Source organism: Pseudomonas sp. AK181, from assembly GCF_051122975.1.
Taxonomy (GTDB): Bacteria; Pseudomonadota; Gammaproteobacteria; order Pseudomonadales; family Pseudomonadaceae; genus Aquipseudomonas; species Aquipseudomonas lactis.
The window spans coordinates 4,296,567-4,311,762 of record NZ_CP146348.1; the positions used below are offsets into that span (position 1 = coordinate 4,296,567).

13 protein-coding genes are annotated in these 15,196 nt (G+C 62.9%); 8 read left to right on the forward strand and 5 right to left on the reverse strand.

Features of this window, described 5'->3' with window-relative positions; translation table 11 throughout:
• The first annotated feature begins 134 nt into the window (after positions 1–134).
• From V8689_RS19620 to V8689_RS19640, 5 genes are all read left to right on the forward strand, one after another.
• Entirely contained in the window at positions 135–770 is a 636-nt protein-coding gene (locus V8689_RS19620; protein WP_003192838.1) for an RluA family pseudouridine synthase, read from the forward strand.
• Positions 771–965: 195 nt separating this feature from the next.
• Positions 966–2,255 carry a M18 family aminopeptidase gene (locus V8689_RS19625; RefSeq protein WP_003192841.1) on the forward strand — a complete coding sequence of 430 codons (1,290 nt, stop codon included), beginning with the start codon at positions 966–968 and terminating at the stop codon, positions 2,253–2,255.
• Between the two features lie 190 nt (positions 2,256–2,445).
• Positions 2,446–2,622, forward strand: a complete 177-nt coding sequence (locus V8689_RS19630) for a hypothetical protein (RefSeq protein ID WP_190311684.1) — start codon at positions 2,446–2,448, stop codon at positions 2,620–2,622.
• 72 nt (positions 2,623–2,694) lie between these two features.
• Complete coding sequence (locus V8689_RS19635) at positions 2,695–4,860, forward strand: mechanosensitive ion channel family protein (protein ID WP_056786321.1); 2,166 nt, start codon at positions 2,695–2,697, stop codon at positions 4,858–4,860.
• Positions 4,861–4,876: 16 nt separating this feature from the next.
• On the forward strand, positions 4,877–6,223 hold the full coding sequence (locus tag V8689_RS19640; protein WP_056786329.1) for an amidohydrolase: 1,347 nt from the start codon (positions 4,877–4,879) through the stop codon (positions 6,221–6,223).
• Positions 6,224–6,332: 109 nt separating this feature from the next.
• On the opposite strand, the gene V8689_RS19645 is transcribed toward V8689_RS19640, so the two are convergent.
• The 5 genes from V8689_RS19645 to V8689_RS19665 all read right to left on the reverse strand — a co-directional run bounded on the left by V8689_RS19645 (position 6,333) and on the right by V8689_RS19665 (position 11,633).
• Positions 6,333–6,557 carry an MbtH family protein gene (locus V8689_RS19645; RefSeq protein ID WP_003192847.1) on the reverse strand — a complete coding sequence of 75 codons (225 nt, stop codon included), beginning with the start codon at positions 6,555–6,557 and terminating at the stop codon, positions 6,333–6,335.
• A gap of 82 nt (positions 6,558–6,639) precedes the next feature.
• A complete protein-coding gene (locus V8689_RS19650; RefSeq protein ID WP_056786332.1) occupies positions 6,640–8,040 on the reverse strand; it encodes an aspartate aminotransferase family protein in 1,401 nt (466 codons plus the stop codon).
• A 702-nt stretch (positions 8,041–8,742) separates the two neighbouring features.
• Entirely contained in the window at positions 8,743–9,510 is a 768-nt protein-coding gene (locus V8689_RS19655) for an N-acetylmuramoyl-L-alanine amidase (RefSeq protein ID WP_056786335.1), read from the reverse strand.
• 123 nt (positions 9,511–9,633) lie between these two features.
• Positions 9,634–10,953 carry an ATP-binding protein gene (locus tag V8689_RS19660; protein WP_014719306.1) on the reverse strand — a complete coding sequence of 440 codons (1,320 nt, stop codon included), beginning with the start codon at positions 10,951–10,953 and terminating at the stop codon, positions 9,634–9,636.
• Positions 10,953–11,633 (reverse strand): response regulator, encoded by a 681-nt coding sequence (locus tag V8689_RS19665; RefSeq protein ID WP_032895992.1) that lies wholly within the window; start codon positions 11,631–11,633, stop codon positions 10,953–10,955. The genes V8689_RS19660 and V8689_RS19665 overlap by 1 nt, the downstream gene beginning before the upstream one ends.
• Before the next feature lie 175 nt (positions 11,634–11,808).
• Between V8689_RS19665 and dsbD the strand changes: the two genes are divergently transcribed.
• The 3 genes from dsbD to dsbG are packed head-to-tail and all read left to right on the forward strand — an operon-like array spanning position 11,809 to position 15,118.
• The gene (dsbD, locus tag V8689_RS19670; protein ID WP_056786338.1) at positions 11,809–13,536 is read left to right on the forward strand and encodes a protein-disulfide reductase DsbD; all 1,728 of its coding nucleotides are present in this window, start codon (positions 11,809–11,811) and stop codon (positions 13,534–13,536) included.
• Positions 13,536–14,381 carry a TlpA family protein disulfide reductase gene (locus V8689_RS19675; protein ID WP_150073317.1) on the forward strand — a complete coding sequence of 282 codons (846 nt, stop codon included), beginning with the start codon at positions 13,536–13,538 and terminating at the stop codon, positions 14,379–14,381. The genes dsbD and V8689_RS19675 overlap by 1 nt, the downstream gene beginning before the upstream one ends.
• Complete coding sequence (gene dsbG, locus V8689_RS19680) at positions 14,357–15,118, forward strand: thiol:disulfide interchange protein DsbG (protein WP_056786342.1); 762 nt, start codon at positions 14,357–14,359, stop codon at positions 15,116–15,118. The genes V8689_RS19675 and dsbG overlap by 25 nt, the downstream gene beginning before the upstream one ends.
• The last annotated feature ends 78 nt before the right edge of the window (positions 15,119–15,196 follow it).

Consider the following 15,196-nt stretch of genomic DNA (forward strand, 5'->3'; position numbering starts at 1 on the left):
GCGAAGAACTCAACGGCACCGCGTTCATTCAGGTGAAACGCGGTGCTCTCAGGTTCTTCGCGAGCAAGCTCGCTCCTACAGGGTGAGGGGGCAGTGAGTGGAGCCGCCGTTGGCGTTTGTTACGAGGCTGTTTAATGCCGCTGTCCAATATCCACATCCTGCATCAGGACGACGCTGTCCTGGTGGTGAACAAGCCAACCCTGCTGCTCTCGGTGCCTGGCCGCGCCGACGACAACAAGGACTGCCTGATCACCCGTCTGCAGGAAAACGGCTACCCCGAAGCCCGTATCGTCCATCGCCTGGACTGGGAAACCTCAGGGATCATCCTGTTGGCCCGGGACGCTGATACCCACCGCGAACTGTCCCGCCAGTTTCACGACCGCGAAACAGAAAAGGCCTACACCGCCCTGGCCTGGGGCCAACCGGCACTGGACAGCGGCAGCATCGACCTGCCCCTGCGCTACGACCCACCGACCAAGCCTCGCCATGTGGTCGACCATGAGTTCGGCAAACATGCGCTGACCTTCTGGAAAGTGCTGGAGCGTTGCGGCGACTGGTGCCGCGTGGAGCTGACACCGATCACCGGGCGTTCGCACCAGTTGCGCGTGCATATGTTGTCCATCGGGCATCCGCTGCTGGGTGATGGCCTCTATGCCCATGAGCAAGCCCTGGCGGCCTGGCCACGCCTGTGCCTGCATGCAAGCATGCTCAGCTTCACCCATCCGCAAAGCGGCGAGCGTCTGCGCTTCGAGTGCCCTGCGCCTTTTTGAAGGGCTAATGCGGTCAAATGTGGGAGCTGGCTTGCCTGCGATAACGGTGTGCCAGCCAATACATCTGGCACAGAAAGACCGCTATCGCAGGCAAGCCAGCTCCCACAGGGTTTTGTGTAACTCCCGGCCATGCAGGCTCACTCCAAATATCTGGCCAATACGGTAAACTCTCGCCACTGCTGTCTGGAGCTATTTATGCGCGAAGCGTTGAATCAAGGCCTGATCGACTTCCTCAAGGCCTCCCCTACTCCTTTTCATGCCACTGCCGCCCTGGCCCAACGCCTGGAAGCGGCCGGTTACCAGCGTCTCGACGAGCGCGACACCTGGGCCACCGAGGCCAATGGGCGCTACTACGTGACCCGCAACGATTCCTCGATCATCGCCTTCAAGCTCGGCCGCCAATCGCCGCTGCAAGACGGTATCCGCATGGTCGGCGCCCACACCGACAGCCCCTGCCTGCGGGTCAAGCCCCAGCCGGAGCTGCAACGCCAGGGCTTCTGGCAACTGGGCGTGGAAGTCTACGGCGGCGCGCTGCTGGCGCCCTGGTTCGACCGCGACCTGTCCCTGGCCGGGCGTGTCACCTTCCGCCGCGATGGCAAGGTCGAGAGCCAACTGATCGACTTCAAGCTGCCGATCGCCATCATTCCCAACCTGGCTATTCACCTCAACCGTGAAGCCAACCAGGGCTGGGCGATCAATGCCCAGACCGAGCTGCCGCCGATCCTTGCGCAGTTTGCCGGTGACGAGCGCGTGGACTTTCGCGCCGTGCTCACCGAACAGTTGGCCCGCGAGCACGGGTTGAATGCCGATGTGGTGCTCGACTACGAGCTGAGTTTCTACGACACCCAGAGTGCCGCCGTGATCGGCCTCAATGGCGACTTCATCGCCGGCGCGCGCCTGGACAACCTGCTGTCGTGCTACGCCGGTTTGCAAGCCTTGCTCACCAGCGACACCGATGAAACCTGCGTGCTCGTGTGCAACGACCACGAAGAAGTCGGCTCCTGCTCGGCCTGCGGCGCCGATGGCCCGATGCTGGAACAGACCCTGCGTCGCCTGTTGCCCGAAGGTGAAGAGTTCGTACGCACCATCCAGAAATCCCTGCTGGTGTCGGCAGACAACGCTCACGGCGTGCATCCCAACTACGCCGAGAAACACGACGCCAACCACGGCCCGAAACTCAACGCCGGCCCGGTGATCAAGGTCAACAGCAACCAGCGCTACGCCACCAACAGCGAAACCGCCGGGTTCTTCCGCCACCTGTGCATGGCCCAGGAAGTGCCAGTGCAAAGCTTCGTGGTGCGCAGCGACATGGGCTGCGGCTCGACCATCGGCCCCATCACTGCCAGCCACCTGGGCGTGCGCACGGTGGACATCGGTTTGCCGACCTTTGCCATGCACTCCATCCGCGAGCTGTGCGGCAGCCATGACCTGGCGCATCTGGTCAAGGTGCTGGGGGCGTTCTACGCCAGTCGCGATTTGCCCTGAGACCGAGGCGCGCCCATCGCGGGCAAGCCCGCTCCCACACTTGAATGCATTCACAGATCAAATGTGGGAGCGGGCTTGCCCGCGATGGGCTTCCAAACAGACATAAATCTATCTGACTCACATCAACTGCACTTCTGCCAATCCGGCCTAGACTTGTCAGAACTTCCAGTCCGACAAGGCCACCCCCGCCATGATCTCCATGTCCTCATTCCACGCCATGCTGGTCCCCATACTGATCGGCATGATCATGCTCGCGGTCGGCTTCAACTTTCGCGACAAGCCTCTGGGCGTGTTTGGCATGTGGATCGGCATGCTATTGATCCTCGGCACCGTGCTCTACAAGATCCTCGCCAAACTGGCGCAGTGACAAATGCGCTCGCATTGGGCATAGCGGCCTCGTACACTCGGTCAATTCGTCGTTTTCAAGGTTGACCGCCTCGTGTTCTCCCGTCTGTTTGCCCTGCCCTGCTACCTGCTGATCGCCCTGCTCACGCTGCTGCCGCTAACGTCCGCCCAAGCCGTAGGCTTGCCGGGGATGCTGGGCGGTTCCAGCAAGACCCAACCCCAGGCCGAAGTGCCCCTGGGGCAGTCGCTGGACGAAGTGATCAAGACCCTCGAAAACGACCAGCAACGCACCCAGTTGCTCAGCGACCTGAAGAAGCTGCGCGCCGCCACGCAAAAGGCCCAGCCCGCCGCCGAACTCGGGGTACTCGGGTTGATCGGCAGTACGCTGTCGGGCTTTGAACAGCAGTTTTCCGGCGCCGACAGCCCGCTGGGGCGCTGGTCCAATGAAGTCGACCTGGCCAAGGATGAACTGGCCGCGCTGATGTTGCCGGCCAGCGAATGGCTGCCGATCATCTTCGGCTTTGCTGTGATCCTGGCCGTTTGGAGCCTGCTGGCCGCTGCGCTGATCTGGCTCAGCCACCGGGTGCGCGAGCGCTTCGGCCTGCCCGAAGAGCTGCCGCAGCACCCACGCACCTGGGACATGCTGCGCTTCGCCTTGCGCAAGCTGGGCCCCTGGCTGATCGCCCTGGTGATCACGGTGTACCTGAGCTACGCCCTGCCTTCATCCCTGGGTAAATCGTTGGCCATGGTGCTGGCCTATGCCTTGGTGGTCGGCACCTGCTTCTCGGCCATCTGTGTGATTGCCTTCTCGCTGCTCGACGGCCCGCACCGCCACCGCGCCCTGTATATCCTGCGTCACCAGGCGTTTCGCCCGTTGTGGTGGATCGGCAGTTTTGCCGCCTTCGGTGAAGCCCTGAGCGATCCGCGCCTGGTTGCAGCCCTAGGCCAGCACTTGGCCCACACTGCCGCGACCGTGGCCAATGTAATGGCGGCGTTGTCCACCGGGGTGTTTATCCTGCGGTTCCGCCGCCCGATTGCGCACCTGATCCGCAACCAGCCGCTGTCGCGCCGCCTCAACCGTCGTGCGCTCACCGATACCCTGTCGATCATCGGCACCTTCTGGTATCTGCCGGCGCTGTTGCTGGTGGGCATTTCGCTGTTCGCCACCTTCCTCTCCGCCGGCGACACCAGCACCGCCCTGCGCCAGTCGCTGCTGTGCACGGTGTTGCTGGTGCTGTGCATGGTGATCAATGGCCTGGTGCGCCGCCACGCCCTCAAGCCGCAACGCGGGCACAAGCGCCATGCGCTGTATTCCGAGCGCCTCAAAGGCTTCGTCTACACCCTGGTGCACCTGGCGGTGTGGCTTGTATTCATTGAGCTGGGGTTGCGCGTGTGGGGCCTGTCGATGATTCGCTTTGCCGAAGGCGACGGCCATGAAATCGCCGTCAAGCTGATCGGCCTTGGCGGGACCTTGCTGTTTGCCTGGCTGATCTGGATCCTCAGCGACACGGCGATTCACCACGCCCTGACACGTTCGCGCAAAGGCTTGGCCAACGCCCGTGCGCAGACCATGATGCCGTTGATCCGCAACGTGCTGTTCGTGACCATTTTCATCATCGCCGCCATCGTCGCCCTGGCCAACATGGGCATGAACGTCACGCCGCTGCTGGCCGGTGCGGGTGTGATCGGTATCGCCATCGGTTTTGGTGCGCAGTCGCTGGTGGCGGATTTGATCACCGGCCTGTTCATCATCATCGAAGACTCCCTGGCCATCGACGACTACGTGGATGTGGGCGGCCACCTCGGCACGGTGGAAGGCCTGACCATCCGTACCGTGCGCCTGCGCGATATCGACGGCATCGTGCACACCATCCCGTTCAGCGAAATCAAGAGCATCAAGAACTACTCCCGCGAGTTCGGCTACGCGATCTTTCGCGTGGCGATCCCCTACAACATGGAAATCGACGACGCGATCAAGCTGATGCGCGACGTCGGCCATGCCATGCGCAACGACCCACTGCAACGCCGCAATATCTGGTCGCCGCTGGAGATTCAGGGCGTGGAAAGTTTCGAGTCCGGCAGCGCGATCCTGCGCGCACGCTTCAAGACTGCGCCTATCAAGCAGTGGGAAGTGTCGCGGGCATTCAACCTGTCGCTCAAGCGGCATCTGGATGAAGCCGGGCTTGACCTGGCAACGCCGCGCTTGAGCGTGCAAGTGCTGACCGCCGGCAGCGTGCAGGAGAAAGATCCACAACAATAAGCAAGGAGAGGTTGGTATGCGTAATAACGGTCTGACACACCAATGGGTTTTGGGGTTGCTCGGCGCGGTTGCGAGCAGTGCCGTGATTGCCGCCAGCAGCGGCCAGGATAGTGCCCGGGAGGAAATTGCCGCCCAGGCAAAAATTCTCGAACCCAGCCTGTTGGAAACCCGCCGCGATATCCACGCCCACCCCGAATTGGGCAATACCGAAACCCGCACCGCCGAGTTGGTCGCCAAACAGTTGCGCGAACTCGGCCTTGAGGTGAAGACCGGGGTGGCCCGCACCGGCGTCGTCGCCATCTTGAAAGGCGCGTTGCCCGGCCCGACTGTGGCCCTGCGCGCCGACATGGATGCGCTGCCGGTCAAGGAAGTCGCCGACCTGCCCTTCGCCTCCAAAGCCAAGGGCACCTACCTGGGCAAGGAAGTCGACGTGATGCACGCCTGCGGCCACGACGCCCATACCGCTATCCTGCTGAGCACTGCGAAGATTCTTACCGGGATGCGCGAACGCCTGCCCGGTACCGTGGTGTTTTATTTCCAACCGGCCGAAGAAGGCCCCAGCGATTTTATCCCCGACGGCAAGAACACCTGGGGCGCGAAGATGATGGTGCAGGAAGGCGTGATGAAAGCGCCCAAGCCTGATGCGGTGTTCGGCCTGCATGTGTGGGCCGGTGTGCCTGCCGGGCAAATCGCTTACCGCCCGGGCCCGACCCTGGCCAGTTCCGATGACCTGCGCATCAGAATCCTCGGCAAACAGACCCACGCCGGCCGCCCTTGGGACGGTATCGACCCGATCACCGTCGGCGCGCAAACCATTGTCGGCTTGCAAACCGTGGTCAGCCGCCGTACCGATATTTCGTCATTCCCCTCTGTGGTGAGCATCGGCACCATCAACGGCGGCACCCGCTACAACATCATCCCCGAGTCGGTGGACATGAGCGGCACGATTCGCTCCTACGACTACGGCATTCGCCAGAAGCTGCATGCAGACGTGCGCCAGACCGTAGAGAAAATCGCCGAAAGCGGTGGCGCCAAGGCCGAAGTGACGATCATCGAGAAGTACGACCCCACCATCAACAACCCGGCGCTGACCGAGAAAATGCTGCCCAGCCTGCGTTGGGCGGCTCAGGATGATGTGGTGCAAGGCCCATTGGTAGGTGGCGCCGAAGACTTCTCGTTCTATGCCAAGGAGGCGCCGGGGCTGTTTGTGTTCCTGGGGGTGACCCCAAGGGATCAGGACATGAGCAAGGCGGCACCGAATCACAACCCAGGGTTCTTTGTGGATGAGTCGGCGTTGGTGGTGGGCGTGAGGACGCTGGCGTCGTTGGCGACGGATTACCTCTACACCCACACCTCCTTGTAGGAGCGAGCTTGCTCGCGAAAAACTTCAGAACGCCGCGTTTATTCAGGGTAAACGCGGCGTTCTTGCGTTCTTCGCGAGCAAGCTCGCTCCTACAGGGTATTGGGGTGAATCAGTTGGCGAGGGCCGCGCCATCCATTTTCTGGCGCAGGCTCAGCGGGCGCATGTCGGTCCACACTTCCTCGATGTAGGCCAGGCATTCTTTCTTCATGCCGCTCTTGCCCACGGTGCGCCAGCCTTCCGGCACGGCCTTGTAGTCGGGCCAGATCGAATACTGTTCTTCATGGTTGACCACTACCTGAAAGAGGATGTCGTCGCGGTCAAATACTGAGGTCATTGCTGTTCTCCGTCGCTCAAAGGCTGGCTGCGCACCACGCGCAGCACTGATATCTGTAGAAACGTACCAAGGGCCTGGAAAATTAGACGCTGGCCACGGCCGCCGCCAAGGCGCGCCCGAAAATCTCGGCCACTTGGTCGACTTCGCCGGCGGTGATCACCAGCGGTGGCAAAAAGCGCACCACACTGCCATGGCGCCCGCCCAGTTCCAGGATCAGCCCGCGCTTGAGGCATTCGCGCTGCACCAGCGGTGCCAACTGGCGATGCACCGGTGGGTGGCCCTGACTGTCAGGCGCGCCAGCTGGGTCGACCAGCTCCACGCCCAGCATCAGCCCACGCCCGCGGATATCCCCCAGGTGCGGGAAGTCGCGCTGCAGGATGCGCAGGTGTTCACCGAGGCGCTCGCCCATGGCCGCCGCATGGCCTGCCAGGTCGTGATCCTTGAGGTAGCGCATCACCGCCGAGCCCGCCGCCATCGCCATCTGGTTGCCACGGAAGGTCCCGGCATGGGCGCCCGGCAGCCAGGTGTCGAGCCAGTCGCGATACACCACCACCGCCAGCGGCAGGCTGCCGCCAATGGCTTTGGACATCACCACCACATCCGGAATGATGCCGGCATGTTCGAAGGCAAACATTTTGCCGGTCCGCCCAAAACCACTCTGGATTTCGTCGACGATCAACGCCACCCCCGCTTGCGCGGTGATACGGCGCAGGCCACGCAGCCAGTCGAGGTCCGCCGGGATCACACCGCCCTCACCCTGGACCACCTCGACAATCACCGCCGCTGGCAGCAACACGCCGGCCTCCGGATCGTTGAGCAGGTTTTCCAGGTAATGCAGGTTGACCCGCACACCTTCGGCGCCCCCCAGCCCAAACGGGCAACGGTAGTCATACGGGAAGGGCAGAAACTGCACGCCATTGCCGAGCAAGGCGCCCAAGGGTTTCTTCGGCCCCAGGCTGCCCATCAAACTCAGCGCGCCCTGGCTCATGCCGTGATAACCGCCCTGGAACGACAGAACGGTGCTGCGCCCGGTGGCGGTGCGCACCAGCTTCAACGCAGCTTCCACCGCATCGGTGCCGGTGGGGCCGCAGAACTGGATTTTCGCTTCCCCCGCCAGCTCCGAAGGCAGCAAACCGAACAGATCCTGCACGAATTGATCCTTGACCGGCGTAGTCAGGTCCAGGGTGTGCAGGGGCAGTTCGTCGCTCAACACTTGCTGGATGGCCTGGATCACCACCGGGTGGTTATGCCCCAGCGCCAGGGTGCCGGCACCGGCCAGGCAGTCGATGAACTGCCGCCCCTCCACGTCCTCCACATAAATGCCCTTGGCGCGCTTGAGCGCCAAGGGAATGCGCCGTGGGTAACTGCGGGCGTTGGATTCCTGCTGGCGCTGACGGGCCAGCAGCGGGCTTTCGTCAAACTGATAGAGCGTTTCCGCGGCCTGCACCGGGGCGTCTTCGATACGGCTGGTAGCGACTGACATCTCTGGATCCCTCAATACGCTGATGATGGTGACCAAACTGCCGATCCGTTGGCGTCTGGCCCAAGGGCATGCGCACGGATTTCCTGTTGTGGAGACGCTTCAGATGCATGGGGATTTAGGAGGTTGGTCGGATATTTACCGACTGTGCAGTTCGCCCCAGCCACCGGTAACCACGATGCGAAGCGAGTCGCTGTTGACCTTGATCTGCTTTTGATCTTGATCTTAGGCGCCCCGTTAAACCACGCTGGCCGAACGCAGGCTTGAATTCGTGGGTAACCCGGCAGGACGCCGGGTTAGCCGCCCCGCGCCATGGATGGCGCGTGGCGGCGGCCCACGGATTCAAGACTGTGTTCGGGCACACCGAGCCTAGGCGAGGTGCCGAGTGGTGGGGCAAGAGCCTTTTGCTTACTTTTGGGCTCTTTTCAAAAGTGAGCCGCCGTCAGGGCGGAACCCTAAGTGGCCGTTACCGCAGGAATGGATATGTACACAATTCAACTGTGTTGACTGTCAGGCCGTCTTCGCGAGCAAGCCCGCTCCCACAGTTTGATTGCGGGGTGTCAGAGAGATAGGCGTCGGCTGGCAGACCGTCATCGCAGGCAAGCCAGCTCCCACAGTTGGGTTGCGGGGTGTCAGAGAGATAGGCGTCGGCTCGCAGGCAAGCCCTCTCCCACGTGGGGCCCCACATTTGAACAGTGCGCGGCATCAAATCCCGCGGTACTTTTCGTTCAGCGCATACAAGATCGCGCAAGTCTCTGCATCCAGAAACCCACAATAATCCCGAGGCCGAAAGTGCATCTGGAACGCTCGGGTACGCTGCTCAAAGGCCCGGCGATTCTGCGCGGGCTTGTAGCCATACCGCTGAAACGCCCGCTCCACTTCCACCTCCGGCGGCAAGCCAACACAAAAGCGGCGCTGGTACATCGCCCGGGTCGACTCATCAAACCAGGCCCCGATGCCGGCTTCATGCAGCACCCGCCACGGCAGCCGAGGCCCTGGGTCGCTCTTGCGCCAGTAGGCCACATCCGAATGCCCGAGCCAGTCAGTAGGGCCGACCTGCGGATACCGTTCCAGCAGGTCGCGAAGCAATTCAATCAATACATCAACCTGCACCGGTGCATATTCAGGAAAGGTAAAGATGCCCGCGTCATCCCGCGCCAGGTTGACGATCTCAATGCCCATCGAGCGGCTGTTGAGATCGGCCTTCCCCGCCCAATAACTCACGCCTGCATGCCAGGCGCGCTGGCCCTCGTCCACCAGGCGAAACACGCGCAGCTCTTCATAACCGGCAGCGCGGTAGCTGGATTCATCGGGGTCGGGCAGCAGATAGTGGGCGCTGACGCCATCTTGGGTGAGGGTGCGTAGCGATGAAGCAAAGGGCAAAGCGGTGTAGTGCAAAACCACCTGTTGCACGGTTTCGCCGCGGCGGTCGTTGAAATCCCTGGCAGGAAAACTGGTATCGATCACCAACATAAGAACGGTCCTTTTCAATTCAGGCCGAGTCATTCGGCCCGTTCAAGCGCAAAAAAATTACCGCCATCCTGAAGCGTTGAAACTCAGGCGGGCGGTAATTATTTGCCACGTGAAAAGGTCAGTTCAGCGCCGCAACGGCATGCCCAGGTCGACCCGCATACCGTCGGGCTGGCTGTCAAAATGCAACGAGCAGGAGCAACGTTGCACAATCGCCTGGACAATCGCCAGGCCCAGGCCACAGCCTTCGCTGCTGCCATTGCGCCAGAAACGTTGGGTGAGGTATTGCAGGTCTTCGCTGGAGATCTGCTGGCCATGGTCACGTACGCGGAACACCACGTTATCCGGGGTGGAAAACACCTGCAGTTCCACGCGGGTATCGGCCGGGGTATGGCGCAAGGCGTTGTCCAGCAGGTTACGCAAGGCCGCGACGGCCAAGCCCACGGGCATTGCCACTGGAACAGGGGAAAGATCCGGCGCCAGGATCAGATCGATGCGTGAATTGTCACCGGCGTTGGCATCCTGGATCGCCAACCTGGCGACTTCCTCGGCACTCGATTGCAGGCCATCATCAAACGACAGGCTACCCTCCACCCGCGCCAGCAACAGCAGTTGCTCCAGGGTGCGATGCAAGCGGTCGGCGCCCTCCTCGGCGTGCGCCAGGGACTGGTCGCGGGCCGCCCCCTCGGTCATGCGTGCGACTTGCAGGTGGGTCTTGATCGCGGTCAACGGGCTGCGCAGTTCATGGGCGGCATCACCGGTCAGGCGACGTTCGCGCTCGATGGTCTTGGCGATGCGCTGCAGCAGTTGGTTCTGGGTGTCGAGCAACGGCTTGAGTTCGCTGGGCAACGGGTGAATCTGCAAGGGTTCGAGGGAATCGGCACTGCGCCGCATCAGCGCGTCACGCATCCGGTTGAGCGGCACCAGGCTCTGGCCGATGCCCAGCCACAGCAGGCACAGGCAGCCCAGCAACGCCACGCCGACCGGCACCGATGCCGCCAGCAGGATCGACAGGTTGAGGGCTTCACGCTCCACCTGGCGGTCGGCGGTGGTGATCAGCAAGTCGCCACGGGACAGGGTAAAACTGCGCCAGCCCACGCCGTCGATGATCTGGTCGCGAAAGCCGCTGCGGCGCGACTCCAGCCCTTCCTCCGGCGTGGTATGGCTGCGCGCCAGGATCTCGCCGCGCAAGGAACTGACCTGGCAGGCCATGCCGCCCGGCACATTCAGTTGTTCGGTGCGCAAATGCGCGCCACCGCTGACGCTGGCCAGGCCCGGCATCTGCTCGGTGAGCCCGGCCACCATGCGCGCCGAAGCCACCAGGCGCTGGTCGAGGGAAAACATCATCTGGTTGCGCAAATCGTTGAGCATCCAGGCGGCCGCCAGCACCCAGATCAGCACAAAAGCGGCGCCCAGCTTGAACGTCAGGCGCAGACGCAAGCTCATCACGGGGTGTTTTCTCCCCCATCAGCCGTGCCCAGGCGATAGCCCAGCCCTCTGACGGTTTCGACGATGCCGTTACCCAACTTGCGGCGCAGGTGGTGGATATGCACGTTGAGGGCGTTGCTTTCCAGTTCGTCGCTGAAGCCATAGACGCTGTCTTTGAGCTGTTCGCTGGACAGTACGCGGCCCTTGTTGTGCAACAGCGCCTGCAACAACGCCTGTTCACGCCGGGACAGGTCCACCGGCTGGCCGCCGAGGAAGGTCTCGCGGCTGCTGGGGTCGTAGGCCAGGCGGCCATGTTCGATCAGGTTGACGCTGCGCCCCGCCACCCGGCGCAGCAGGGTTTGCAGGCGCGCGGCGAGTTCACGCAGGTCGAAGGGCTTGAGCAGGTAGTCGTCGGCGCCGGCTTGCAGGCCGTCGACGCGGTTGGTCACCGAGTCCCGGGCGGTGAGGATCAGCACCGGAATCTCCAACCCCTGGCTGCGCTGTTGTTGCAGCAGCTTGAGGCCGTCCTCGTCGGGCAAGCCAAGGTCGAGCACCATGATGTCGAAGGCGGCGGCCTTGAGCATCGCCCGCGCAGCCGAGGCCGTGGCCACGCGTTCCACGGTAAAGCCCTGGGCGGTCAGGCCGGCCACGATGCCACTGGCGATCAGTTCGTCGTCTTCACAGACCAGTACGTGCATGGTTAACCCTTCATGAGTGATGGCGCGATTAGAAAAGCCACGGATTAAGCGCGCATTATGCCGCTAAAGTTCGCAACACCGGATAATCCCTACACTCTAGAATAGCGGCGGTTAATCATCGGTTAATCAACGCCACACATTGTGTGCCTCACTTGCATCGAACTAAGGCTTGACCATGCGGCATCTGTTTACCTTTCTGCTGGTGTTGTTCGCGGGATTCGCCCAGGCAGCGCCGGGCAGCCCCTTCGAAACCAAACCCGACTTCCTTCCGGTGGGCAAAGCCTTCGCCTTTACCTCCGAACGTCTTGAAAGCGGCGAAACCCAGCTGTTCTGGCAAATTGCCGACGGTTACTACCTGTACCAGCAGCGCATGAAGTTCGACGGCCTGGCCGAAAAACCCGTGCTGCCTGAGGGTGAAGCCCATAGCGACGAGTTCTTTGGCGAGCAGCAAGTGTATCGCCAGGGCCTGGAAGTGAAGATCCCCGCCGGCACCACCGGCCAGGTCAAGCTCGGCTGGCAGGGCTGCGCCGATGCGGGCCTGTGCTATCCGCCGCAGTCGATCACCGTGGACCTGGGCGGCAACCCGGCCGTCGCCGCCACCGCGCAAGCCCAGGATCAAAGCCTGGCCAGCGGCCTGCAGCAACGCAGCCTGGGGTGGAGCCTGCTGGTGTTCTTCGGCCTGGGCCTGCTGTTGGCGTTTGCGCCCTGCTCGTTGCCGATGCTGCCGATCCTCGCCGGCCTGGTGGTGGGCAGTGGCGCCAGCCCGCGCCGTGGCTTTGCCCTGGCCGGCAGCTACGTGGTGTGTATGGCGCTGGTGTATGCCGCCCTGGGGGTGATGGCCGCGTTGCTCGGCGCCAACCTCGCCGCGCTTTTGCAAACACCGTGGATCCTCGGCAGCTTTGCGGCGTTGTTCGTGCTGCTCGCCCTGCCGATGTTCGGCTTCTTTGAACTGCAACTGCCCGCCTTCCTGCGCGACCGCCTCGATAACGTCAGCCGCCAGCAAAGCGGTGGCAGCCTGGTGGGTGCCGGTGTGCTCGGCGCGTTGTCCGGCCTGCTGGTGGGCCCGTGCATGACCGCGCCCCTGGCTGGCGCCCTGCTGTATATCGCCCAGAGCGGCAATGCGCTGCACGGTGGGCTGATCCTGTTCGCCATGGGCATCGGTATCGGCATTCCGCTGTTGCTGCTAGTCACCGTGGGCAATCGCTTCCTGCCCAAGCCGGGCACCTGGATGAACGTGCTCAAGGGCATCTTCGGCTTCCTGTTCCTGGGCACCGCGGTGCTGATGATTCGCCCGGTGGTCGGCGACAGCCTGTGGATCGGCCTGTGGGGCGCCTTGGCGCTGGTGATGGCGTACTGTGGCTGGGCGCTGGCCCGTGAGTCCGGCCTGGCGGCCAATGTATTTGGCGCCGGTTCCCTGGTGCTGGGCCTGTGGGGCGCGGTGCTGGTGGTGGGTGCGGCCGGTGGCAGCGATGAGCTGTGGCAACCGTTGAAGGTCTACAGCGGCTCGCGGCTCGCCGCTGCACCGAGCGCTCACGATGCGTTCACCACCGTAAGCGACCCGGCTGTATTACAAAGCCAACTCGACAGCGCCAAGGCCCAGGGCCAATGGGTGCTGTTGGACTACTACGCCGACTGGTGCGTGTCGTGCAAGATCATGGAAAAACAGGTGTTCGGCAAACCCGAGGTGATGGACGCGCTTAAAGACGTGCGCCTGTTACGCCTGGACGTCACCGCTGACAACGCCGCCAGCCGCGAGCTGCTGGGCCGCTACAAAGTGCCAGGGCCACCGAGCTTCGTGTGGATCGGCCCGGACGGTGAAGAACGCCGCGCCCAACGCATCACCGGTGAAGTAGATGCCGCCGCGTTCCTGCAACGCTGGACCCAGACGCGGGACGCTCTCTGATGCTGACCCTCACCATCGGCACCTTCGCCATAGCCCTGAATCACCTGCTGCTGATCAGCGCGCTGATTCTCGCCACCCTGGTGGGCTGGCGCGTGGCCAAGCGCGGCGGCGAGAACCCGGAGTCGGTGCTGTTCAGCCTGTTCCTGCTGGGCCTGCTCGCCGCCCGGGTCAGTTTTGTGCTGATGTACTGGAGTTACTACAGCAACGACTGGGTGGAGATGGTCGACCTGCGTGACGGCGGCTTTCTCGCCTGGCCCGGGATCAACGCGCTGATCCTTGGCGCGCTGGCGTACGGCTGGCGTCGCCCGGCCCTGCGCAAGCCCCTCAGCGCCGGGGTGATCACCGGCCTGTTGTTCTGGGGCATGACCAGCCTGTCCCTGAGCCTGTATGAAAAAGGCACGCGCCTGCCGGACATCACCCTGCGCAATGCCAATGGCGAGGTGGTGCAACTGGCGGATTATCAGGGCGGCCCGCTGGTGATCAATCTGTGGGCCACCTGGTGCCCGCCGTGCCGACGCGAAATGCCGGTGCTGGAAAACGCCCAGCGCATGCGCCCCGACGTGACCTTCCTGTTCGTCAACCAGGCCGAAAGCATGCAAAGCGTCAGCACCTACCTGGCCACCCAGGGCCTGAACCTGGACAACGTGCTGTTCGACGCCAGCGGCCGCCTCGGCCAGGCCGTGGGTTCCATGGCGCTGCCGACTACGCTGTTCTACCAAGCCGATGGGCGCCTGATCAACAGCCACCTGGGCGAACTCTCCGAAGCCAGCCTGGCCCGCGCCATGGAACCCTTCGACAACGCCACGATAAGGAAACCGACATGCCTCGCCTCCGCCACCTGCTGACCCTGCTGCCTTTGACGCTAGCCGCTGCGCTGGCCCAGGCCGAAGACCTGCCGGCCCCGATCAAACAGATCGAAGCCAAGGGCGCCAAGATCATCGGCAAATTCGATGCGCCCAGCGGCCTCACCGGCTACGCCGCCCAGTACCAGAACCGCGGCATGGCCCTGTACCTGACCGCCGACGGCAAGCACGTGATCGCCGGCAACCTGTACGACGCCCAAGGCAATGACCTGAGCACCGCGCCCCTGGAAAAACTGGTGTACGCGCCGATGGCCAAGGAAGTCTGGGCCAAGATGGAAAACAGCAGTTGGATCCAGGACGGCGATAAAAACGCCCCGCGCACCGTCTACCTGTTCAGCGACCCCAACTGCCCCTACTGCAACATGTTCTGGGAACAGGCCCGCCCGTGGGTGAAGGCCGGCAAGGTGCAGTTGCGCCACATCATGGTCGGCATCATCCGCGAAGACAGCCCAGGCAAATCCGCCGCCCTGCTCGCCGCCAAAGACCCGCAAAAAGCCCTGCAAGAACACGAAGCCGCCGGCAAAGGCAGCAAACTCAAGGCGCTGGAAAAGATCCCGGCCGAGGTCGAGGCCAAGCTTGATGCCAATATGAAGCTGATGGATGAACTGGAGCTGTCGGCGACGCCGGCGATTTTCTATCTGGATGACAAGGGCGGGTTGCAGCAGCAGCAAGGGGCGCCGTCGCCGGATAAGTTGGTGAAGATTCTCGGGCCAAAATAAGCAGCGCCCTCGCGGGCGCCATCGCAGGCAAGCCAGCTCCCACATTTGAATGCATTCGCAACTCAAAATGTGGGAGCT